The organism is Streptomyces sp. TE5632 (genome assembly GCF_054061295.1).
Window position 1 is genome coordinate 328,283 of record NZ_JBSSEA010000002.1, and the last position, 20,705, is coordinate 348,987.

At 71.9% G+C, this 20,705-nt stretch carries 22 protein-coding genes and 1 pseudogene; 8 read left to right on the plus strand and 15 right to left on the minus strand.

Features of this window, described 5'->3' with window-relative positions; all coding sequences use genetic code 11:
• Positions 1 to 35 precede the first annotated feature (35 nt).
• Positions 36 to 1,235: pseudogene (locus ACVW19_RS03550) on the minus strand (DUF6777 domain-containing protein); the annotation flags it as partial.
• Between the two features lie 209 nt (positions 1,236 to 1,444).
• On the opposite strand from ACVW19_RS03550, the gene ACVW19_RS03555 reads away from it, so the two are divergent.
• On the plus strand, positions 1,445 to 2,713 hold the full coding sequence (locus ACVW19_RS03555; protein WP_457456474.1) for a streptophobe family protein: 1,269 nt from the start codon (positions 1,445 to 1,447) through the stop codon (positions 2,711 to 2,713).
• A gap of 82 nt (positions 2,714 to 2,795) precedes the next feature.
• Here the strand turns inward: ACVW19_RS03555 and ACVW19_RS03560 are convergent, their stop codons facing one another.
• From ACVW19_RS03560 to mgrA, 3 genes are all read right to left on the minus strand, one after another.
• Positions 2,796 to 3,068 (minus strand): hypothetical protein, encoded by a 273-nt coding sequence (locus ACVW19_RS03560; RefSeq protein ID WP_457456475.1) that lies wholly within the window; start codon positions 3,066 to 3,068, stop codon positions 2,796 to 2,798.
• A gap of 208 nt (positions 3,069 to 3,276) precedes the next feature.
• The gene (locus ACVW19_RS03565) at positions 3,277 to 3,687 is read right to left on the minus strand and encodes a hypothetical protein (RefSeq protein WP_202280550.1); all 411 of its coding nucleotides are present in this window, start codon (positions 3,685 to 3,687) and stop codon (positions 3,277 to 3,279) included.
• A gap of 289 nt (positions 3,688 to 3,976) precedes the next feature.
• Complete coding sequence (gene mgrA / locus ACVW19_RS03570) at positions 3,977 to 4,969, minus strand: L-glyceraldehyde 3-phosphate reductase (protein WP_457456958.1); 993 nt, start codon at positions 4,967 to 4,969, stop codon at positions 3,977 to 3,979.
• Positions 4,970 to 5,095: 126 nt separating this feature from the next.
• On the opposite strand from mgrA, the gene ACVW19_RS03575 reads away from it, so the two are divergent.
• Together ACVW19_RS03575 and ACVW19_RS03580 are read left to right on the plus strand one after the other, a co-directional pair.
• Positions 5,096 to 5,980, plus strand: a complete 885-nt coding sequence (locus ACVW19_RS03575; protein ID WP_457456478.1) for a LysR substrate-binding domain-containing protein — start codon at positions 5,096 to 5,098, stop codon at positions 5,978 to 5,980.
• Between the two features lie 65 nt (positions 5,981 to 6,045).
• Positions 6,046 to 6,561, plus strand: a complete 516-nt coding sequence (locus ACVW19_RS03580) for a mycothiol transferase (protein WP_457456480.1) — start codon at positions 6,046 to 6,048, stop codon at positions 6,559 to 6,561.
• Here ACVW19_RS03580 and ACVW19_RS03585 read toward each other — a convergent pair.
• Positions 6,543 to 7,622 (minus strand): adenosine deaminase, encoded by a 1,080-nt coding sequence (locus ACVW19_RS03585; protein ID WP_457456482.1) that lies wholly within the window; start codon positions 7,620 to 7,622, stop codon positions 6,543 to 6,545. The two genes, ACVW19_RS03580 and ACVW19_RS03585, sit on opposite strands and share 19 nt — an antisense overlap.
• A gap of 41 nt (positions 7,623 to 7,663) precedes the next feature.
• Positions 7,664 to 8,056, minus strand: coding sequence for a VOC family protein (locus ACVW19_RS03590; protein ID WP_457456484.1), 393 nt, complete (start codon positions 8,054 to 8,056; stop codon positions 7,664 to 7,666).
• Positions 8,057 to 8,209: 153 nt separating this feature from the next.
• Here ACVW19_RS03590 and ACVW19_RS03595 point away from each other — a divergent pair, with 153 nt between their 5' ends.
• Entirely contained in the window at positions 8,210 to 8,671 is a 462-nt protein-coding gene (locus ACVW19_RS03595; protein ID WP_457456486.1) for a pyridoxamine 5'-phosphate oxidase family protein, read from the plus strand.
• 48 nt (positions 8,672 to 8,719) lie between these two features.
• On the opposite strand, the gene ACVW19_RS03600 is transcribed toward ACVW19_RS03595, so the two are convergent.
• The 8 genes from ACVW19_RS03600 to ACVW19_RS03635 form a co-directional block, all read right to left on the minus strand.
• The gene (locus ACVW19_RS03600) at positions 8,720 to 10,102 is read right to left on the minus strand and encodes a phospholipase (RefSeq protein ID WP_457456488.1); all 1,383 of its coding nucleotides are present in this window, start codon (positions 10,100 to 10,102) and stop codon (positions 8,720 to 8,722) included.
• Positions 10,103 to 10,200: 98 nt separating this feature from the next.
• Entirely contained in the window at positions 10,201 to 11,109 is a 909-nt protein-coding gene (locus ACVW19_RS03605; protein ID WP_457456490.1) for a glycoside hydrolase family 19 protein, read from the minus strand.
• Between the two features lie 189 nt (positions 11,110 to 11,298).
• Complete coding sequence (locus ACVW19_RS03610) at positions 11,299 to 12,447, minus strand: LLM class flavin-dependent oxidoreductase (RefSeq protein ID WP_457456492.1); 1,149 nt, start codon at positions 12,445 to 12,447, stop codon at positions 11,299 to 11,301.
• 26 nt (positions 12,448 to 12,473) lie between these two features.
• Entirely contained in the window at positions 12,474 to 13,667 is a 1,194-nt protein-coding gene (locus ACVW19_RS03615; RefSeq protein ID WP_457456493.1) for an SfnB family sulfur acquisition oxidoreductase, read from the minus strand.
• A complete protein-coding gene (gene ssuE / locus ACVW19_RS03620) occupies positions 13,664 to 14,224 on the minus strand; it encodes an NADPH-dependent FMN reductase (RefSeq protein ID WP_457456495.1) in 561 nt (186 codons plus the stop codon). The genes ACVW19_RS03615 and ssuE overlap by 4 nt, the downstream gene beginning before the upstream one ends.
• A gap of 131 nt (positions 14,225 to 14,355) precedes the next feature.
• The gene (locus ACVW19_RS03625; RefSeq protein WP_457456496.1) at positions 14,356 to 15,573 is read right to left on the minus strand and encodes an acyl-CoA dehydrogenase family protein; all 1,218 of its coding nucleotides are present in this window, start codon (positions 15,571 to 15,573) and stop codon (positions 14,356 to 14,358) included.
• A gap of 53 nt (positions 15,574 to 15,626) precedes the next feature.
• On the minus strand, positions 15,627 to 16,745 hold the full coding sequence (sfnG, locus tag ACVW19_RS03630) for a dimethylsulfone monooxygenase SfnG (protein WP_457456498.1): 1,119 nt from the start codon (positions 16,743 to 16,745) through the stop codon (positions 15,627 to 15,629).
• Between the two features lie 201 nt (positions 16,746 to 16,946).
• Complete coding sequence (locus ACVW19_RS03635) at positions 16,947 to 17,030, minus strand: putative leader peptide (protein WP_367869752.1); 84 nt, start codon at positions 17,028 to 17,030, stop codon at positions 16,947 to 16,949.
• A gap of 137 nt (positions 17,031 to 17,167) precedes the next feature.
• Here ACVW19_RS03635 and ACVW19_RS03640 point away from each other — a divergent pair, with 137 nt between their 5' ends.
• The 3 genes from ACVW19_RS03640 to ACVW19_RS03650 all read left to right on the plus strand — a co-directional run bounded on the left by ACVW19_RS03640 (position 17,168) and on the right by ACVW19_RS03650 (position 19,093).
• Entirely contained in the window at positions 17,168 to 18,166 is a 999-nt protein-coding gene (locus tag ACVW19_RS03640) for a LysR family transcriptional regulator (protein ID WP_457456500.1), read from the plus strand.
• 66 nt (positions 18,167 to 18,232) lie between these two features.
• Positions 18,233 to 18,673, plus strand: a complete 441-nt coding sequence (locus tag ACVW19_RS03645) for an SPW repeat protein (protein WP_457456502.1) — start codon at positions 18,233 to 18,235, stop codon at positions 18,671 to 18,673.
• Positions 18,674 to 18,829: 156 nt separating this feature from the next.
• Entirely contained in the window at positions 18,830 to 19,093 is a 264-nt protein-coding gene (locus ACVW19_RS03650; protein WP_457456503.1) for a GlsB/YeaQ/YmgE family stress response membrane protein, read from the plus strand.
• Positions 19,094 to 19,240: 147 nt separating this feature from the next.
• Here ACVW19_RS03650 and ACVW19_RS03655 read toward each other — a convergent pair whose 3' ends face one another.
• Positions 19,241 to 20,026 (minus strand): GNAT family N-acetyltransferase, encoded by a 786-nt coding sequence (locus ACVW19_RS03655; RefSeq protein WP_457456505.1) that lies wholly within the window; start codon positions 20,024 to 20,026, stop codon positions 19,241 to 19,243.
• 140 nt (positions 20,027 to 20,166) lie between these two features.
• Between ACVW19_RS03655 and ACVW19_RS03660 the strand changes: the two genes are divergently transcribed.
• A complete protein-coding gene (locus tag ACVW19_RS03660; RefSeq protein WP_457456507.1) occupies positions 20,167 to 20,652 on the plus strand; it encodes a nucleoside deaminase in 486 nt (161 codons plus the stop codon).
• Positions 20,653 to 20,705: the final 53 nt, after the last annotated feature.

Sequence of the window (20,705 nt, forward strand, 5' to 3'; positions counted from 1 at the left end):
ACCGACTGGGCGGCGCCGCTCGCGACGTCGGCGGTGGTGTCCGGGGCGTCGTTCATCATGCCGTCCGGGGCGTCGTTCGTGGTGCCGGACTCGGCGGAAGGCGGCGCCGGGGGTTCGGACGACGGCGGTTCACCGGTCGGTGATTCGCCGCTCCCCGGCTCGCTGGTGGGCGATTCGCCGGTGGGGCCCGCTGGTCGGCGCCTCGGACTCGGGGGTGGACGGTCCGGCCGACGGGGCGTGTCCGGCGACGGCGTCTAGGGGGTGGTGCCACCCGGTGACGGGCTCTGCCCGTCCGGCGGTTTCGTGGCACGGTCCTTGCCGCCCGCGTCTCCCCGGTGCCGCTCGGACCAGCCGCCGCTGCCGGAGTCGTGGACCACGAACTTCTCGATCGGCCGCGGTGCCGGTTCGACCACGACGACGTTCGAGGCGCGGTAGCCCGGCCAGGGGTCGCCGGTGTACCGGGGGTCGGCCTGTTCGACCGGCTCGGTCAACGGGTTGCCGCAGGCGCAGCGGACCCCGGGGACACCGCGGTCGTCGACCAGTACGGCCGTGCCCGCCTGGAGGGCGGCCTGGTAGTCCGTGGCGGCGCCGTCGCGGTATCCGTGGTTGGTGACCCTGGTGTCCAGCCGGAGTCGCAGCGGGGTCAGCGAGCGGAGGTAGGAGGGCACCTCGGAGGGTTCGACCTCGGCCACCGAGGCGAACGCCTCGTTCTTCGCGGGCACCTCCCGCAGGAACTTGATCTGCTGCTCCACGTCACAACTGGAGACGTTGCGGGTGCCGCCGTACAGGCCGGGCTCCCCGCCGCTCACCGTCCCCACCGCGTCGGCAGGGGACGAGGGCCCGGTGGACGGGGCCGAGGTCCTGGGTGGCGGGGTGTCGGGCGGGGCGGAGCCGTCCTCGGCCGTCGACTCGGTGAACGGATCGGCGCCCTCGGCGTTCGCGGCCTGCAGGAAGATTTCGCCACCGCCCGCCTCGGAGCCGCCGTCGGAGCGGGTGAGCACCACGGCGAGGACCACGGCCACCGCCACGGCCGCGGCGAGCGCGGCCAGAGCGGGTACGGACCGCCACCGCGGCTGCCGGCCCCGCCCGGGCGGCCCCGAACCGCCGCTCGCGTCTTTGCCCGCTCCGCCCGCCGGTGGCGGGGGCGGCCCGGAGTGCGGTGGCTGGGAGGAACCCGGCAACGGCCCGGAGGGAGGACCGGTGGGCCGGCCGGAGGACGGTGGTTCGACGCTCACGAGCCCTTCTTCCCACGCGGATGCTCCACGACAGTCACGCGCCGCACCGGCATCAGGCCTTTGCCGGCTGTTTCCGTGGGTTCCTGCGGACACACCCCACTGCTTCCGCCACTCGTTCATTGTGCGCTCCGGTGGCGCACCGGTCGCAAGCCGACGCGGACGGGCCTTTCGACAGGCGCCCGCTGCAAAAACCCGCTTAGCGTGCAGGGGTGGGCTCACGTGCCGTCTCCGACCGGGTGACCGCCCGCCACGGCTGGGCGCAGGCCCTGGTCACGGTGGTGGGCGGGCTGCTCGCCATGGGTGTCGTGGCCGCGCTCGGGCTGTGGGCGGCCGGTGCCGCGGACCTCCCCGACGGTTCCTCCCCCAAGGTGGTCGCGGCGACGGTGGTCACCGCCGTGGGCGGCTCGGTGAGGCTGTCCGGGGACGCGGGCGAGCTGGCCGGTGCGGAGGGCGGCCTGACGGTCATGCCGCTGTCCGTCACGCTCACCGGGGCCCTGCTCGTCGGCCGGGGCTTTCTGCGTCCGTTGCGCCACCGGGCCGTCGCGGGGGCGCCCGAGCTGATCGGGTGGGCCGCGCGGATCGCCGCTCTGTGGCTGCTCGCCCTGCTCGGACTGGCGTTCGCCGCCCGGCACACCTTCGAGGTCTCGCTCGGGGACGGGTCCCTGGATGATCTCGGGGATCTGTTCGGGATTTCCCCCGAGGTCGGTTTCGCCGCCGATGTGCCGCTGACCGTCCTCGTCGGCCTGCTCTGGCTGGCGGGTGTGCTGGTGCTGGCCCTGCTGGTGTCGCGGGGCGCCCCACTGCCGGGCAGGCTGCTCCGGTTCCAGACGGCGGTGCGGCCCGCGGCGCGCGCGATGCTGCGGCTGCTGCTCGCCTTCGTCGTCATCGGTGCCGTGATCGCGCTGGTCGTCGCCGCGACGCGGGGACACCCGGCGGATACGTTCGCCGTGATCCTGCTGGGTCTGCCCAACGTGACCTGGCTCGCGCTGACCATCGGGCTCGGCGCCACCTGGGACGGCAGGGTGGAGGGGCCCTTCGGGCTGCCCATGCCGCATGTGCTCGACGAGGTGCTGCGCACCGAGGACGTCTCGGCACTGAACCTGAGCACGCTCGCCGAGCACGACGGCAGGGTGTGGTGGCTGCTGGTGGCCGACGCGGTGCTGCTGCTGGCCGTCGCGTTCGTGATGGCGGCCCTGTCACCGGCCCGGGTCCGGGCCTGGCAGCACGCCGTGCACCTGGCGGTGGCACTCGCGCTGACGGTTCTGATGATCTGCCTGGTCGGCCGGATCTCCGCCCGGCTCGGTTTCTCCGTGCTCGGCATCGGCGACCTCGGTACCGGACTCTCCGGTCAGGTGCTGCTCGAACCGCGTCTGGCGGGCGCGCTGGGTCTGGCCCTCCTGTGGGGCCTGGTCACCGGTTTCGCGGGCGCGCTGCCGGCGCGGGGGAGGCGGCGCGGCCGGGGCGGGCCGGACCGCTGACGGGGCGCGTCGGCCGCCGACGGTGTTCTACGTCCGCGGTCCGAACACCGGTTTTGCCCAGGCCGGCGGCGGTTTCGGCAGTTCAGGCGTCTGCCTGTCCGATGCTCCCCCCTGTCGGTGCTCCCCTCGCCGGCGTTCCCCCGCCCGTGTGCCCCGTGGGTGCGGTCGTGGCCTCGCCGCCCCCTGCCATGGCGGTGCGCAGGGCGGCGACGAGGTCCAGGCCGGACGCGTACCGGTCGTCGGGACTCTTCGCCAGCGCCTTGGCGAGGACGGCGTCGGTCTGCGGCGGGAAGTCGGGGCGTACGGCGGTCAGGGGCGGCGGGTCGTCGTACTGGTGGGCCCGGAGCAGGGCCATGTCGTCGTCCCGGCGGAACGGCGGATGGCCGGCGAGGGTCTCGTGGACGACGCGGGCGAACCGGTAGCTCCGGCGCGACCGACCGCTCGACCATGCCTGGATTCCACCGATCGGCCCGTTCGAGTGCCTGGCCCGGCCGGGGTGGCCCGGGGTCGGCGCGGCGCGCGGTGCGTGCTGTGCGCGGTGCGTGCTGTGCGCGGCGGGGCGGTCAGGCGACCGGGACGCCCAGCACCGGGGCGGCGCGCTGCATCCGCAGGGCGTCCACGGATTCGGCCAGCAGTTCGTACTCGGTGGTGTCGTCGCCGGTGGCGAGGCGCACCAACTGTCCGGCGGCCAGCGCCTCCGCCATCTCCTCCTGCCGGGCGGCGTCACCGCACCAGGCACGCAGCACGGCGGGTACGTCGGGCACACCGTCCGCGACGGGGACGAGCGCGCCCGGGGGTAAGTGTTCGGCCTCGGGCTGCGGGTCGAGGCGCTCGGCGATCCACGAGGCGCGATCGCGCAGCCACCAGAGGGCCAGGGCCAGGGTGGGCGCGCGGTAGGTGCCGAGGGGTACGCCGATGCGCCGGCCGTCGCAGACCCCGTACGCCGTGACGTGGCACAGGAACTCGTCGTGCACGATGCTCTCCCCCCGTTGCGTTGCCCGGCGGCCGACCGCGCTCGCTCTCCGGTGGGTCGCGCGCTGTGCGTGAGGGCGCCGTCGCGCGGGGTGAAGCGCTCTCGTTGTCGAGTATGTTCACCGCTGAATCACTGTCACCATGCCTTTCCGGCCACTCTCCTGGCATATTCGCCCCTCCCGTTGGCCGGAACGCGGCGCGCACGGTGACCGGAAGCACGACGCCGCACCCGGCCGCGTCGTGCCGAGGACCACGACGCGGCCGGGTGGGCGACCTGCCCGAGTGAGGGGCCTACTGCTTGACCACCGCGTCGATGCGGGCCAGTTCGTCCGCGTCGAAGTCGAGGTTGCGGGTGGCCGCGACGCTGTCCTCGAGTTGCCGCGGGCTGCTCGCCCCGACCAGGGCCGAGGTCACGCGCCCACCGCGCAGCACCCAGGCCAGCGCCATCTGCGCGAGGGTCTGGCCGCGGGACTCGGCGATGCCGTTCAACGTGCGCAGCCGCTCCACCAGTTCGCCGGTGACGGCGTCGGTGTTCAGGAACGGGCTGTCGCTCGCGGCCCGCGAGTCCTCGGGGATGCCGTCGAGGTAGCGGGCGGTCAGCAGGCCCTGCTCCAGCGGGGAGTAGGCGATGGAGCCGACCTGGAGCTCGTCCAGGGCGTCCAGCAGGCCCTCGTCCTCCGGCCGCCGGTCGAGCATCGAGTAGCGCGGCTGGTGGATCAGCAGCGGGGTGCCCAGCTCGCCGAGGATGCGGGCGGCCTCACGGGTCTGCTCCGCGGAGTAGTTGGACACGCCGACGTAGAGCGCCTTGCCCTGCTGGACCGCGGAGTGCAGGGCCCCCATCGTCTCCTCCAGCGGAGTGTCGGGGTCGAAGCGGTGCGAGTAGAAGATGTCGACGTAGTCCAGGCCCATGCGGCTCAGGCTCTGGTCGAGGGAGGACAACAGATACTTGCGTGAACCCCATTCGCCGTACGGGCCGGGCCACATCAGGTGGCCGGCCTTGGTGGAGATCACCAGTTCGTCGCGGTACGGCGCGAAGTCCGCGCGCAGCGCCTCGCCGAGGGCGGACTCGGCGGCACCGGGCGGCGGGCCGTAGTTGTTGGCGAGGTCGAAGTGGGTGACGCCCAGGTCGAAGGCGCGACGCAGGATGGCGCGTTGGGTCTCCGCGGGGCGGTCGGGACCGAAGTTGTGCCACAGGCCGAGCGAGAGCGCGGGAAGCTTCAGGCCGCTGCGTCCGGTGCGCCGGTAGGGCAGGTCCGCGTAACGGTCGGGGTGCGGGGTGTACAACACGACTCCAGGGGGTTGGCACACGGGTGTCCGGTTCCGTCGAACCGGGGTTCCACTCTGTCGCGCACCGCGGGCAGCGGTCCAACAGAAGAATCCGATGGAATTCAGCGGATACGCTTCTCAATCATGGAACTGCGCCACCTCCAGCATTTCGTCGCCGTCGCCGAGGACCAGCACTTCACCCGGGCGGCGGAGCGGCTGCTGGTCTCCCAGTCGGGCCTGTCGGCCTCGATCCGCGCGCTGGAGCGCGAGCTGCGGGCGCCGCTGTTCGTACGGACGACCCGGAGGGTGACGCTGACGGAGGCCGGACGGGCCCTGCTGGTGGAGGCCGAGCGCGTCCTGGCCCAGGTGCGGGCCGCACACGAGGCGGTGGCCGCAGTGCAGGGTGTGCTGCGCGGCACGCTCGCGGTGGGCACCGAGCAGTGCATCGCCGGGGTGCATGTGGCAAAGCTGCTGGCCGCGTTCCGGCGACGCCATCCGGACGTGGAGATCCGGCTGCGGCAGTGGGGCTCGGCGGCACTGGCCGAGGAGGTCGCGGCGGGACGCCTCGACCTGGCCTTCGCCTACCGGACGCAGGCGGACCCGGACCAGCTGCGGCCGGTGGCGCTGGCCGGTGAGCCGATGACCGTGCTGTGCCATCCCGAGCACCGGCTCGCACGGACCGGGGCGCCGCTGACCCCGCACGACCTGGGCGGCGAGGTGTTCGTGGACTTCCATCCCGACTGGGGTCCGCGCCGGGCCACCGACACCGCGTTCGCCGCCGCGGGGGTACGGCGCACGGTCGCACTGGAGGTGAACGACGTGCACAGCCTCCTGGACCTGGTCGACGAGAACCTCGGCATCGCCGTCGTCCCACAGCACTTCCGGCACAAGCGTGAGGCGCTGACCGCGCTGCCGCTCAAGGACACCGGTGAGCCGGTGTACGAGACCGTGGCGCTGCTCCCGCCGGCGGAGGCCACCAGCCCCGCCGCGCGGGCGCTGATGGCCCTGCTGGACGACGCGGAAGCGTGAGCACGGCCGGACTCCCCACGGGGGAACGGGGCGCGGGCGGGGGCGGGATGCGCGAGGGTGGACCCATGCACGCCAAGGACATCCTCATCGACGGCTTCGGCAGGATCCGCGAAGAAGTCCACGCCGCGGTGGCCGGGCTCGGCCCCGACGTCCTCAACGCCCGGCCCGCGCCCGGCGCCAACTCCATCGCCTGGCTGGTCTGGCACCTCACCCGGATCCAGGACGACCACGTCGCGGACGCCTTCGGGCTCGACCAGGTGTGGCTCGCCCAGGACTTCGAGGAGCGGTTCGCGCTCGGCCTGCCCCGCCGCGACACCGGGTACGGCCACACCCCGGCGCGGGTCGCCGAGGTGCGGGTCGACTCGGCCGACCTGCTGACCGGCTATTACGACGCGGTGCACGCGCAGAGCCTGGGGGCGCTGCGCGTGCTGCGGGCCAAGGACCTGGAGCGCATCGTGGACGAGCGCTGGGACCCACCGGTGAGCCTCGGGGTGCGGCTGGTCAGCGTCCTGTCCGACGACCTCCAGCACGCCGGACAGGCGGCCTATGTGCGCGGGCTCCTTCAGAGCACAGGCTCGTAGCCGGGCAGCACCACGTCCCTCAGGAGGGCGTTGCGCTCGTCGAACGGGAGGAACGCGCTCTTGACGGCGTTGACCGTGACGGTCCGCAGGTCCCGGGCGGTCCACCCCGCCTGCTCCACCAGAAGGGACATCTCGCGGGTCATGGTGGTGCCGGACACCAGTCGGTTGTCGGTGTTGAGGGTGACCCGGAAACCGAGGTCCTTCAGCGCGGTGATGGGGTGCGTGGCGATCGAGTCGGCGGCGCCGGTCTGGAGGTTGGAGGTGGGGCACATCTCCAGCGCGATCCGGCGGTCGCGGACCCAGCCCGCGAGCCGGCCGAGCTTGCCGGCCGCGAGGTCGGGGATGTCCTCGGTGATCCGCACACCGTGGCCGAGGCGCTGCGCGCCGCACACCTGGAGGGCCTGGTGGATGCTGGGCAGGCCGTGGGCCTCGCCGGCGTGGATGGTGAACGGCACGCTCTCGCGGCGCAGGTGCTCGAAGGCGTCCAGGTGATCGGCGGCGGGGAAGCCGTCCTCGGCGCCGGCGATGTCGAAGCCGACGACGCCCGCGTCCCGGAACGCCACCACCAGGTCGGCGATCTCCCGCGTCCGGTCGAACATCCGCATGCCGCACAGCAGCGTCCCGACCCGCACCGGTGTCCCCCCGGCGGCGGCCTTGGCCATGCCGGCGGCGAGCCCCTCCTGCACCGCCTCGACCACCTCGGGCAGGGTCAGCCCGCCCTTGGTCATCAGCTCGGGGGCGTAGCGGACCTCGCCGTAGACGACACCGTCGGCGGCGAGGTCGAGCACGTACTCCTCGGCGGTGCGCAGCAGGCCCTCGCGGCTCTGCATGACGGCGAGGGTGTGCTCGAAGGTGCCTATGTAACGCACCAGGTCACCGGAGCCGGCGGCCTCGACGTACCAGGCGGCGAGCTCGTCGGCGTCGGTGGTGGGCAGGGTGTGGCCGACCGTGTCCGCCAACTCCACCAGGGTGGCGGGGCGCAGGGCGCCGTCGAGGTGGTCGTGCAGTACGGCCTTGGGCAGCCGGCGGAGGGTGTCGGTGTCGAGGCGTGGCGTGGTCATGGGTGGTGCGTTCCTCAGCTGTTCGGTGGTGGAGTGAGGGATCACTCGGCGGGCTGGAGCAGGTCCCAGCGGTTGCCGTACAGGTCCTGGAATACGGCGACCGAGCCGTACGGCTCGTGGCGCGGCTGTTCCAGGAAGGTCACGCCGGCGGACGTCATCCGGGCGTGGTCGCCGGCGAAGTCGTCGGTGTGCAGGAAGAAGCCGACGCGTCCGCCGGTCTGGTCTCCGATCCGGGCCCGCTGCTCCTCCCCCTCGGCCCGGGCTAGGAGCAGTCCGGTGCCGGTGCGCCCGTCGTCCGGTTCGACGACGACCCAGCGGGAGCCGTCGGGCCGGGGGGTGTCCTCGGCGAGGCGGAACCCGAGGGCCTCGGTGTAGAAGCGGATCGCCTCGTCGTAGTCGTCTACGACGAGGGTCACCAGGGCGACACGTCTCATCGGGCCTCTCCGGAGTAGGTTCGATCGGCAGAGGTTATACGTAAAACGTCGGTGCGCGCCAGTCCCGCTCCCGGCGGCGCCCCGGACCTGGTCCCGAGGACCTACGACGGCAGACCGAGGCGCCCGGGCGGGTCGCGCGGCTACCGTCCGTGCATGAAGATCACCGAGCCACCGCAGCGGAGTCGGCAGCAGCGCAGAAGGGATGTCCTGGACCGGCTGGAGCGGGAGATGGACATCTGGGTGGCCTCGGCGGACGCCGAGGGGCTGCCCTGCCTGGTGCCGCTGTGGTTCGTGTGGGACGGCGAGGCCGTCTGGCTGGCGACCCGGCCGGCCAACCCCACCGGCCGCAATCTGCGGGAGGGCGGCCGGACCCGGCTGGCGCTCGGCGACACGCGGGACGTCGTCCTGATCGACGGCGAGGTGGAGACGTACGGCGCGCGGGAGGTGCCGCCGGCGGCGGCGGAGGCGTTCCGGGAGAAGACCGGCTGGGATCCGCGCGCGGACCGGGCCGTCTACGCGTTCTTCCGGGTACGCCCCCGGGCGGTGCAGGCCTGGCACGAGGTGCATGAGATGCCGAAGCGGCATCTCATGCGGGACGGAACCTGGCTGGTGTAGGGCGCCTCCCGGCGCCGGACCCGCACCTGCCCTCCTTGCCGCACGGGGCTACGGATACGTGTACGTGTTGAGGGCTGCGACGGCCGCTGCCGGGTTGCCGAGGTCGTAGCGGTCCACGGCGAGGAAGTTGGGCTTCTTGCGGGCGGCGGGCTGGCAGAACCGGCGGGCGCGGTCGGCGAGTTTGGCGTTGTCCGTGCCGACCGTGTCCGCGATCGGGGTGTCCCGGAAGTGGTTCATGACGAAGAGGGGCCGGAAGCCCGGCTCGGTGCGGGTGAGCGGGATGTTGGTACCGGCGTCGTACCAGCGGCTGTAGCAGGACCAGTCGGAGGTGCCGACTCCGGAGCCCATGGACCAGTGGTTCTCGACGGTCCACTCCCGCTGGTACATGACGCCGAAGCTGTCCCGGGTCAGCCCCGCGGACTGGTCGGCGGAGCGGCTGTGGTCGCTGAAGATCAGCAGCCGCTTCCCGGTGGCGGTCAGCTCCGCCATCGTCGGCCAGCCGTGCTCGCGCACCCCGGTGCGGTCCGGCCGGTGGAGGACGTCCGACAGTCCGGTGACGCGGGCGAGTTCGGCGCGCAGTACGCCCGGGTCGACGTAGTCCTCGAGGAACACGGTGACGACCTGGTCGGGGTGGGCCTTGAGGAAGTCCACCATGCGCTGGAGGTCCACCCACAGTGCGACGGGCCTGCTGACCAGGGTGCAGCTGTTGTGGCAGAGGATCGCGCCGTCCGGGGTCTGGTGGATGTCCAGCATGAATCCGCGTACGCCGTCGGCGAGTTGGCGTTCGATGCCGCGCGTCTGGTTGGGGAAGAGGTTGACGAACGGCGGGGCGAAGCCGCCGTCGACCCCGTTGGCGTAGGCGTTGTGCGAGGTGAGGAAGGTGACCTGGTCCAGGGTGCGGGTGTCCTGGGGCGGCATGGGCCGGGTGGCGGGGGTGACCGGGGTGAGATACCAGTCGGCGAGGTCTCCGGAGCCGCCGGCGACGGCGAGTCGGGCGGGGTGGTTGGCCCCCGCGGGTCTGGGGGCGACGGTGAGGCGGCGGTCGGTGCCGGGGACGCCGAGGGTGTACCGGTCGGCGCCGACGGGAGTGATCTCCCAGGCGGCGTCCGCGCTCGTACAGGGAACGGTCCCGGCCAGGTCGCCGGCACGGCCGAGGCAGCTGCCGGGGGTGTCGGCGTTCTCCAGGAGGTACGAGGCGCCGTTCACCCGCAGCGTCCACTGCTGGCGGCCCTCGTTGCCGCGCGGCCGGTGCTGCTCGACCGCTCCGGCGCTGTCGGCCGCGTTGAGTCCGGTGGTGGCGCTCTGCACGTAGTGGGTGGTGCCGGGCGGCAGAACCGCGTCGGCCCCCGCCGCGGGCGTCGGCGCCACGACCGCCGCGACCAGCGCGGTGGTCGTGACGGCCGTGGCGAGCAGGACGTGGGGGGTGCGCATGGTGGGTGCCCTTCGTCCGAAGGATGGCCGCGTGCACGAGGGCACGCGGCCAGGTCGCGGATGGTCAGGAGCATGACACCATGCCCCGCGGCCCTGCGTCAGCAGTACAGGTTGCCGCCGGGCGACGTCCCGAGGATCTGGGTGAACTGCTGATACGTGGTCACCCTGCTCTGCACCTGCGCCGGGTTGCGGCCGTCGCACTCCAGGGAGCCGTTGATGCTGCGGATCGTCTGGCCGAAACCGGCCTGGTTGACCATGGCGTTGTGCGGGGTCATCGAGCCGGGGCCGGTCTGGGTGTTCCAGTACCACAGGGCCGTCTTCCAGGCCACGGAGGAGTCGTTCTGCACCAGCCAGGGGTTGTTCAGCAGATCGATGCCGAGCGCGTCACCGGCGGCCTTGTAGTTGAAGTTCCAGCTCAGCTGGATCGGCCCGCGCCCGTAGTAGGCGGCCTGGCCGGCCGGGCAGCCGTAGGGCTGGCCCCAGTCGCAGTAGTGCGGGTAGTTGGCGGTGTTCTGCTCCACCACGTGCACCAGGCCACCGGTTTCGTGGCTGGCGTTGGCGAGGAAGGCGGCGGCCTCCTGCTTCTTCACCGTGTCGCTGCCGGTGTTGGCGAAGCCGGGGTAGGCGCTCAGGGCCGCCTTCAGCCCGCTGTAGGTGTAGAAGGAGTTCCGGTTCGGGAACATCTGGTTGAACTGCGCCTCGGTCACGACGAAGTTCCCGACCGGTGTTCCGGGGCCGTTGTCACAGGAGTACGGCTCCCAGTACCAGGTACTGATGATCGGGTCGTAGCCCGGGTTGGCGTGCTCGGCGATGTAGGCGCGGCCGTCGGTGTACCGGACGATGTCACCGGCGTTGTACCACTGCCCGGCCACCCAGTTCGGATAGCTGGAGCACGCGGCGGCGGCCGACACGGGAGCGGCGGAAGCGGTCGCGGCCGGGAGCAGCACCGGTGCGCTGCCGGCGATGACGACTGCGGCCAGCACGGTGGATATGCGGCGTCTCGACAAGGGATCAACTCCTCTGCGGGACACGGCCGCTCCCGGGCGGGGACATGCCTGAGCAAACTGTCGCCGCACGCGCGCCGGCGGAGCCGGCCACGGCGTGGGGGGCGGCCGTGGTGGGGGGTGTCGGGCACACTTAACCGCATTGGTCTGTACCAGTCAAGCCGCGGACCGGCCAGCCCCGCGCGTCAACTCCTATTTGACGAAGGGGACTTGGGTGGGAACTGCGGGTTCCGCACCCTCCTGGAAGGGATGCCTCCACAGCCCCTGTGCGGCGAGGCGGGGCAGGACGCCCTCGCCGAACCAGTACGCCTCCTCCAGATGCGGGTAGCCGGAGAGGACGAACTCCTCCACACCCAGGTCGTGGTACTCCTCGATCCGCTCGACGACCTCGTCGTGACTGCCGACCAGGGCGGTGCCCGCGCCGCCGCGCACCAGTCCGATACCCGCCCAGAGGTTGGGGTGGATCTCCAGCCCGTCCCGGCTGCCGCCGTGCAGGGCGAGCATGCGCCGCTGCCCCTCGGACTCGCTTCGGGCGAGCCCGGCCTGGACGGAGCGCACGGTCTCCTGGTCGAATCCGTCGAGCAGCCGGAACGCCTCGGACCAGGCCTGTTCGGCGGTGTCGCGGGTGATGACGTGCAACCGGACGCCGAACCGCAGGGTGCGGCCCTCGCGGGCGGCGGCCGACCGCAACCGGTCGATCTTCTCGGCCACCTGCGCGGGCGGCTCGCCCCAGGTGAGATAGACGTCGGCGTGCCGGGCGGCCACCTCCACAGCGGCGGGCGAGGAACCGCCGAAGTACACCTCGGGCACCGGGTCGGGCACCCTGGTCAGGGACGCGTCCTGCACACTCAGGTGCTCCCCGTCCAGACTGACGGTCGCACCGCCCCACAAGTCCCTTACGATCCGCAGGAATTCGCCGGTACGGCGGTAACGGGCGTCCTTGTCGAGGAAGTCGCCGTAGGCCCGCTGCTCATGGCTCTCACCGCCGGTGACGACGTTGAGCAGGAGCCGTCCACCGGTCTGCCGCTGGAAGGTGGACGCCATCTGCGCGGCGAGCGTGGGCGAGACGAACCCGGGCCGGAAGGCGACCAGGAACTTCAGCCGCTCGGTGTGCCGGCTGATCATGGCGGTGGTCAGCCAGGCGTCCTCGCACCAGGCGCCGGTGGGGGTCAGGGCACCCACGAAGCCGAGCTGCTCCGCGGCACGGGCGATCTGGCTCAGGTAGGCGACGGTCGGCGGCCGGTCCCGGCCCGAGGCGGACGCCGGGGTGCCGTGGCCGCCGCCGACGACATGGCGGCTGTCGCCGTTGGTGGGCAGGAACCAGTGGAAGGTGAGGGACACGAGGGATCTCCGATCAGGCGCGTTCGTCAGAGCAGGCCGTGGCGGGGCGGCGGGGTCCCGCTCAGCACGTACCGGCCTATGTGCTGGATCTTCCAGCGCACCGGATCGTGCAGGGTGTGGGTGCGAGCGTCGCGCCAGTGCCGGTGCAGATTCAGGGAGTTGAGGGCCGCGCGGGTGCCGGCGACCTCGAAGAGCGCGCCGGCCACCTCGACCGCGGTGCCGGCGGCGTGCGTCTTAGCGGCGGCCACCGAGACGGACGCCTCGGCGGCCGAGGCGTCGGTGAGACCGGAGCGGGCGGTGTCCACGGCGCGGGCGGCCTCCCGCAGCAGCGCCTCCGACGCCCTCACCCGGACGGCGAGTTCACCGAACCGCTGGACGAGCAGGGGATCGTCGGCCGCGGCGTCGAAGCCGCTCTCGAACCAGGGGCGGCTCTTCGTCCGGACGAACTCGGCGGCCTCCGCCAGCGCTCCCCCGGCGATCCCCGCGTCGATCGCGGCGTGCAGCAACTGGGCTGCTGCTCCGTGCAGTTGTGGGCCACGAAAGGTGAGATGGTGCGGGAAGAGGTGGCCGGCCGCCACCGGGACGCCGTCCAGGCGCACGGTGCCGCTGGCCGTGGTCCGCTGCCCCATGCCGTCCCAGTCGTCGATCACGGTGAGGCCCGGGGCGTCCCGCGGGACGAAGGCGACGTGCAGGTTGTCGTCCTCGGCGCGGGCCAGGACGGGGATCCAGTCGGCGTGGAGGGCCCCGGTGGCGTAGTGCTTGACGCCCTTGAGGACGTACGAGCCGTCCGGCCGGGGCTCCAGGCGGGTACGGATGTCCTGGACGTGCCGGGTCCCCGCCTCGGACTGGGCGTTGCCGAGGCGGCGGCCCGCGAGCAGCTCCGCGAAGAAGAACGCGCGCTGTGTGTCGGTGCCCTGACGCCGGATCACGTTGACGTAGACGAAGTGGCTCTGCGGGATCTGGGAGAGGCTGGCGTCGGCCGCGGCCAGCAGCCGGAAGATCTCCGCCAGGGTCTCCTGGCTCACGTCCGCCCCGCCGTACTCGGCCGGGACGGTGACGGCGAGCAGACCGGACGAGGCGAGCCGGTCCACTTCCGCACGCGGCAGCCGGCGTTCGGCGTCGCGCACGGAGGCCTCCACGCGGAACTCCTCGGCCAGAGAGGCGGCGACGGCGAGCGCTTCCGCGTCGTCGGCGATGACGTGCGCGGTGCCCCCGGTCAACTCGCGACCGCCAGCGTCGCCGGGGCGGCGGGGCGCAGGGCCGCCGAGAACTGGTCGACCACCTGGGCGAGGGCCTCGGCGGCGCCCTGGGCGACGACCGGAGAGCCGTCGTCGTGCACGGTGATGTCCTTGTCGAGGGTGAACCAGCCCTGCACGATGTGGGCCGCACCCATGGAGCTCAGGACCGGGCGCAGGGCGTAGTCGATGGCCAGGACGTGGGCGGTGGTGCCGCCGGTGGCCAGCGGCAGCACCGTCTTGCCGGTCAGCGCGTACTGCGGCAGCAGGTCGAGGAGCGCCTTGAGGACACCGGAGTACGACGCCTTGTAGACGGGGGTGCCGACGACCACGCCGTCGGCACGGGCGAACAGTTCGGCGGCCTCGACGACGGCCGGGTGGCGGAAGTCCGCGCCGAGCAGCGCCTCGGCGGGGAGGGTGCGCACGTCGAGCGGGATCACCTCGTGCCCCTGCGCGGTCAGCCGCTGGTCCAGGTGGCGCAGCAGCCTGTGGGTACGGGAGGAGGCGGAGGGGCTGCCGGAGACGGACAGGACGGTGGCCATGGGTCCTCTTTCGGAAGGCTCGGGATTCGGAAAGCGCAGGGCTCAGGGCTCACGCAGGCTCCGTGGGGTTCTCGGGAGACACGGAGGCCAGGAGTACGGGGCGCCCGCGACCGGCGGGCGCCCCGGGAGCGTCAGGAGTACCAGGTGGGTTCGGGCAGTTCGCCCTCGAGGAACCAGCGTCCGACCTCCCGGCGCTTGTAGGCGACCGGGTCGTGCAGCGTGTGGGTGCGGATGTTGCGCCAGAACCGGTCGAGTCCCTCGGCCGTGCTGGTGGAGCGGGCGCCGGTCACCTCGAAGACTCGGCTCGCGATCTCCAGGGCGGCATCGGTGGCGCGGGCCTTGACCGCGGCCACCCGCACCTCGAAGTCGCCGCGCGCCTGCTCGGTGACCGCGTCGGGGTCGTCGTGCAGCTTCTGTCCCTCGGCGGCGACGGCGTCGGCCAGGGCCTCGACCGCCCACAGCTTCGCGGTGAGGTCGCCGTAGGTGTCGACGACGTACGGCTCGTCGACCGCGCGGGCGTGGCCGCCGTGCAGCCAGGGCCGGGTCTTGGTACGGGTGTAGGTGGCCGCCGTCTCCAGCGCGCCGGCCGCGATGCCGAGGTAGAAGCTGACGAAGACCAGCTGGATGGTGGGGACGTTGAGGGTGTTGTAGACGCGCGGCCGGAACTCCTTGTCGACGTATCCGGCCGCGGACGACCAGGGGGTGCGGACCCCGTCGATGGTGACACTGCCGCTCTCGGTGAGCCGCTGGCCGATGTTGTCCCAGTCGTCGTGGAAGGTCAGTCCCGCGCTGTCCGAGGGCACGATCGCGAAGACGTGCTGGTCGGTCCCCTCCAGGACACCCTCCAGAACGGTGACGTCGGAGACCCTGCTGCCGGTGGAGAAGGACTTGCGGCCGGTGAAGACCAGGTCGTCGCCGTCCTCGGTGACCACGACATCCCGATCGCGCGGGTTGACGGCACCGCCGAAGAACCAGCGGTTGCGAGCGGCCTCCGCCTCCACGTGCTCCCACTGCTCACGGGTGCCGACCAACCGGGCCGCCCAGTTCCACAGGTAGTGGTAGCCGAGGAGCTGGCCGAGGGAACCGTCGGCCTTGGCGATCTCCCGGATCACCCGGTAGGCGGTGATCCAGTTCTGGCCTCCGCCACCGTGTTCGACGGGACCGAGCAGGGTGACGAGGCCGGAGTCCTTCAGCAGCCGCACCTCCTCGTGCGGAGCGGCGCCCGCACGGTCGCGGGCGGCGGCATCCGTGGCGAGGACGGCGGCGACGGCCGCGGCTCGGGCGATCCAGTCCTCGGCGGTGCGCGGGGCGGGGCGGACGTCCCAGTCGGTCGGTGTGACGGTGCTCATCGGTTCGGCCTTTCTCGTGGGCGTGTTCGTGGGGGAGACATGTTCAGACGCGTTCAGACGCGTACGGAGACGGAGCCGGTGACGGCGGGAAGGGCCGCCTCCCGTTCGCGCACCAAGGGCAGGACACGGCGGCCGAAGTACTCGACCTCCTCGTGGTAGTGGAGGAAGCCGAGGAGAAGGAGGTCCACGCCGAGCCGCTTGTAGGCGACGATCCGCTCGGCGATCTGCTCCGGGGTGCCGATCAGCCCGGTGCGGAAGCCGTCGTTGTACTGGACCAGGTCCTCGAATGTGGAGTCCTGCCACATGCCCTTGCCGTCGGCCGTGGACCTGCCGGCCTGCTTGACGGCGGCACCGAAGCCCTCGACCGCCTCGGAGTCGGCCTTGGCGACGATCTCCCGGAGGGTGTCACGGGCCTCGGCCTCGGTGTCGCGGGCGATGAGGAATCCGTTGAGGCCGAACTTCGGGGGCCTGCGCCCTGCTTGGGCGGCGGAGGCACGAACGTCGTTGATCTGCTCGGTGACGCCGCCGAAGTCCTTGCCGTTGCTGAAGTACCAGTCGGAGACCCGGCCGGCCATGGCGCGGGCAGCGGTGGAGTTGCCGCCCTGGAAGATCTCCGGGTGCGGACGCTCCCGCGTGTTCAGCGGCTTGGGCTTGAGTGAGAAGTCCCGCAACCGGTAGAAATCACCGGCGAGTTCGGCGTGGTCCTCGGTCCAGATGGTGCGCAGGGCACGAATGAACTCCTCGGAGCGGCGGTAGCGTTCGTCGTGCTCCAGCCAGGGTTCACCGAGGGCGGTGAACTCGTCTCTGAACCAGCCGCTGACCACGTTGACCGCGAAGCGGCCGTTCGACAGATGGTCGGCGGTCGCGCCGAACTTGGCGAGGACCCCCGGGTGCCAGAGCCCGGGGTGGACGGCGGCGATGACTTTCAGGCGCTCGGTGGCCAGCAGCAGCGCGAGGCTGAAACCGGTGGACTCGTGCTGGTATTCGGCACCGTAGCCGGCCATGTAACGCACCTGGCTGAGGGCGTAGTCGAAGCCGTTGTTCTCGGCGAGGACAGCGAGTTCCCGGTTGTACTCGTATCCCCAGTCGGTGCGTTGCTCGATGGTGCTGGTGACCAGGCCACCGCTGACATTGGGGACCCAGTAGGCGAACTTCACGGGATCTGCGGGCATGCGGAACTCCTGTGGCGAATACAGAGGTGTGCACATCAGGGGTGAGGCAGGTGCACGAGGAAAACGCGCGAGGAAAGTGTGTGAGCACGCCGAACTCATTCAGCGCGAAAGAGCGCGGAATTCAGACGGTGTGCGGGAAGAGCACACGTGAGGGCGCCGAAGGCGGCTGCTGCGTGCGGAACGGACGGCGGATCGGATGGATCAGGCCGTGACGCGACAGGAGGCACTGGAAACGCGCGCGAGGTCGACGTGGCGTCGCCGCGTGAGGTCCAGTCGCTTCGTCATGCCGTTGATCGTGGCAGCCCTCGGTCGTGGCCGTCAAGGAAAACCCGACCGGTCTCGCATGACGGGCCATTGGATTTCACGAACATGTGACAGGGAAACCCTTGAACAGGCCGGGAATGCCTTCCCATTCTGTTGCCATGCGGACGGAACAGCTGGAATACATCGCGGCCGTGACCCGGCTGGGTTCACTGCGCCGGGCGGCCGAGGAACTGCGGCTCTCTCAGCCCGCGTTGAGCGAGACCGTACGAAATCTGGAACGCGAACTGGGCGTCGATCTCCTGGAACGCAAACGCTCCGGAGCGACGATGAGCGCGGCGGGGCGGGAACTGCTGCCCCACATCGTCGACATCCTGGACGCGGTGGACCGGCTGCGCGCGGCGGCGGGCGAACAGCACCGCATCCGGCGGATGGTGCGCGTCGGCACGGTCAACGCGGCCACCGTGCCCCTGCTGATGCCGGTCGTGCGGGAGTTCCGGACCGAGCATCCGCTCACCCAGGTCGAGGTGGTCGGGACACAGCAGTCGGACATCCACCGGGCGCTGCTGGAGGGCGGTTTCGATCTCGGGCTGGTGAACCACCTGGAGGGTGACGACATGCCGGCTGGGTTCGAGTCCACCGAGCTGCTGCGCGGTCGGCCCGTGGTGTGCCTGCGGGCGGACAGCCCGCTGGCGGCACGGGCGGAGGTCTCCAGGGACGAGTTGTTCGCCGAGCCTTTGATCGCGATGCGCTCGGGCTATGTGATGCACCGCTATGTGCACCGGCTCCTGGAGGGCCGCTCACCGACGTTCGCGTACTCCACCGACGGCGCGGAGATGGGCAAGCTGATGGTCGCCGAAGGGCTCGGCGTGACGGTGCTGCCGGAGTTCAGTGTCGTCGGGGACCCGCTGGAGCGGCAGGGCGCGATCGTGTGCCGGCCGCTGGCGGACGACCGGGGGCGGGTGCTGCTCATGCTGCGAAGGCGCAGGTCGGAGGCTGCACCGCTGGCGGCCCGAGCCCTGCACGACGCCTTCGTGCGCCAGGCCCGGCGACTGGGCGGCGGCATCGGCCGGGCCCGCGGTGCGGAGGGGGACGGGGCAGGTCGGGGCGGCCACCCCGCCCCGACCTCTACACATAAAGGGGAAATAAGCGCAGAATGACCCCAAGCGACGTTTGCCGCATACCGCCCAGAGGCGGTCAGGCCTGCTAGTCGAAGGAGGCGGCTCATGGCCAACGTCTCGCATCCCCGCGGTGACATCACCAGCCACCCCGATGCTCCAGAAATGCGGGCACGGTACGACCGCATGCTCGGCGGTCGTGATGTGGTACTGGTCGACGGACCGGTGTTCCTGCTCGGCCTCTACTGCGCGGTGTCCCCCTGGGTGCTCCACTACACGGCGAGCCAGCCCGCGCTCGTGCCACACAACCTGATCATCGGCATCGCGATCTGCCTGCTCGCCCTCGGGTTCACCGCCGCTCCGGCACGCATGTACGGCCTCAGCGGAGCCATGTGCGCCCTCGGCGTGTGGATGATCATCTCGCCGTGGATCGTCGGCACCGGTCCGGACGCCGGCGTCATCTGGAACAACGTCGTCATCGGCGCGCTGACCCTGTTGCTCGGCGTCATGTGCGTCGCCACGGCAGCCAGGAGCACCCCCAGGACCTGATCGCGGCCGGAAAGGGAACCGAGGGCGGGGCCCGGTCCGCGTCCCCCGCGGGCCGGGCCCCGCCCTGCCCGTACCGGCCCTCCCCGGCACGGGCGACTGTCGCCGCCGAGCGCGGGCACAAGTCCTTCAGCGGGGGTTTTGAGAAGGAGGGGCGAAATGGAGATCGGCGGCATCATCAGTGCCATCGTCATCGGCATAGTCATCGGCGTCCTGGGCCGGCTCGTGGTCCCCGGGCGTCAGCGCATCGGGGTGCTGTGGACGATCCTCGTCGGCATCGTCGCCGCGCTGATCGGCTCGGCGCTCGCCGCGGCGATCGGGGTGGCCGACACCAAGGGCGTCGACTGGATCGAGTGGCTCATCCAGATCGGCCTCGCCGCACTCGGGGTGGCCGCGCTGGACCGTGCGAAAGCCCCGCGCTGACTGGGCGGTGCGGTGGCCCGGGACGGTGCAGACGCGCAGGACGGGTCCGGTGGGAAGCACCGCAGGGGTGCCGACCCGCCGGACCCGTCCTCCCGACGAAGGCCCCTGGCCGGGTGGCGGTACGGAGAACCCGCGAGCCGGGCGGCCCTACGGGACGTACACGTACGGTGTCGTCGTGCCGAGCGGGACGAAGCCCAGGCGCTCGAGGATCGGGCGGCTCTGCCCGGACGCGTCGACCTGGAGGTAACGGAAGCCGCGCTCGGCGGCGACGCGGGCCCGGTGGGCCACCAACGCACGGTAGACGCCCCTCCCCCGCCAGGATTCGACGGTGCCGCCGCCCCAGAGCCCGGCGAACCGGGTGCCCGGCACGAGTTCCATCCGGGCCGCGCTCACCGGCTCCCGGCCGGCCAGGGCCACCACCGCGACAACGGTGTCGGGTCCGGCGGCGAGCCGGTCCGGCAATTGGTGGCGCAGCCAGGACGCGTCGGCGTGGAAGGCCTGCTCGTGCACCTCGGCCATGAGATCGACACCGGCCCGGTCGGTGACGGGGACGACGCGGACACCCTCGGGCAGCGCAGCCTGCCGGGTGTCGAGGAGCAGCTCGCCGATCTCGCCGACCATCAGTGTCTCCTCCGGTCCGGGCGTGAACCCGGATGCCACGAGCCGCTGCCCGAGGTCCACCGGCAGATCATGGCCGTACAGCTTCCACTCGAACTCACGGCCCAGCCCGGTGAAGTGGGCGATCTGCCCGGCGATCGCCGCGTCCGCGTCCGTGTCGTCCAGGGCGGACCAGACGACGCCGTTCCAGCCGTGTCGTGGTGCGGTCTGCCGCACCACGCGGCCGGTGCGCTCGACGCGGGCTCCGGGGCCGTCGGGCCGCGCTCCTTCGCGCAGGTCACGATCGAACAGGGCGAGTACCGCGGCGTGATCCATGCCTCTCACTCCAGCACCGGTCCGACGCCCGGGCAACGGGTTTACGGAGCGCCGGCACACCGGCTTCGCGTCCGTGATCGCCTGAGCCTAAGGTTGCCGTGGCTGGTGATCGAGCCGTAGTCGTGAGAAGGGCGGCACCCGTGACTGTCAAGGATTCCGAACTGCCCCACCTGCGTCGCTGCGTCGAGCTGGCGACCGAGGCGCTGGACGCCGGGGACGATCCGTTCGGTTCGGTCCTGGTGGCCGGCGACGGGTCCGTGCTCGCCGAGGACCGCAACCGGACGGCCGCCGGGGACCGCACCCGGCACCCCGAGTTCGAGCTGGCGCGCTGGTCGGCCGCCCACATGACGCCCGAGGAACGGGCCGCCGCCACGGTGTACACCTCCGGCGAGCACTGTCCGATGTGTGCGGCGGCACATGCCTGGGTGGGCCTCGGCCGGATCGTCTACGTCGCCTCCTCGGCGCAGCTGCTGACCTGGCTCGCCGAGCTGGAAGTGCCCGCCCCACCGGTACGGCCACTGCCCGTCGGCGAGATCGCACCGAGCGTGACCGTGGACGGTCCGGTTCCCGAACTGGCTGGGGAAGTAAGGGAGTTGCACAGGAGGTTCCACAGCGTCCGCGGCTGAGCGGCGGGACCCGGCCCCCTTCCCGGCCTTAACCGGCCGGTGGTCGGCGGCTG

Bases quoted from the DNA above. Each gene is read 5' to 3' on its own strand.
- ACVW19_RS03635 (WP_367869752.1), bottom strand. From the start codon at position 17,030: ATGACGAAGCGACTGGACCTCACGCGGCGACGCCACGTCGACCTCGCG.
- ACVW19_RS03655 (WP_457456505.1), bottom strand. From the start codon at position 20,026: ATGGATCACGCCGCGGTACTCGCCCTGTTCGATCGTGACCTGCGCGAA.
- ACVW19_RS03625 (WP_457456496.1), bottom strand. From the start codon at position 15,573: ATGAGCACCGTCACACCGACCGACTGGGACGTCCGCCCCGCCCCGCGC.
- ssuE (WP_457456495.1), bottom strand. From the start codon at position 14,224: ATGGCCACCGTCCTGTCCGTCTCCGGCAGCCCCTCCGCCTCCTCCCGT.
- ACVW19_RS03600 (WP_457456488.1), bottom strand. From the start codon at position 10,102: ATGCGCACCCCCCACGTCCTGCTCGCCACGGCCGTCACGACCACCGCG.
- ACVW19_RS03640 (WP_457456500.1), top strand. From the start codon at position 17,168: ATGCGGACGGAACAGCTGGAATACATCGCGGCCGTGACCCGGCTGGGT.
- ACVW19_RS03650 (WP_457456503.1), top strand. From the start codon at position 18,830: ATGGAGATCGGCGGCATCATCAGTGCCATCGTCATCGGCATAGTCATC.
- ACVW19_RS03590 (WP_457456484.1), bottom strand. From the start codon at position 8,056: ATGAGACGTGTCGCCCTGGTGACCCTCGTCGTAGACGACTACGACGAG.
- sfnG (WP_457456498.1), bottom strand. From the start codon at position 16,745: ATGCCCGCAGATCCCGTGAAGTTCGCCTACTGGGTCCCCAATGTCAGC.
- ACVW19_RS03645 (WP_457456502.1), top strand. From the start codon at position 18,233: ATGGCCAACGTCTCGCATCCCCGCGGTGACATCACCAGCCACCCCGAT.
- ACVW19_RS03585 (WP_457456482.1), bottom strand. From the start codon at position 7,622: ATGACCACGCCACGCCTCGACACCGACACCCTCCGCCGGCTGCCCAAG.
- ACVW19_RS03575 (WP_457456478.1), top strand. From the start codon at position 5,096: ATGGAACTGCGCCACCTCCAGCATTTCGTCGCCGTCGCCGAGGACCAG.
- ACVW19_RS03595 (WP_457456486.1), top strand. From the start codon at position 8,210: ATGAAGATCACCGAGCCACCGCAGCGGAGTCGGCAGCAGCGCAGAAGG.
- ACVW19_RS03560 (WP_457456475.1), bottom strand. From the start codon at position 3,068: ATGGCCCTGCTCCGGGCCCACCAGTACGACGACCCGCCGCCCCTGACC.
- ACVW19_RS03580 (WP_457456480.1), top strand. From the start codon at position 6,046: ATGCACGCCAAGGACATCCTCATCGACGGCTTCGGCAGGATCCGCGAA.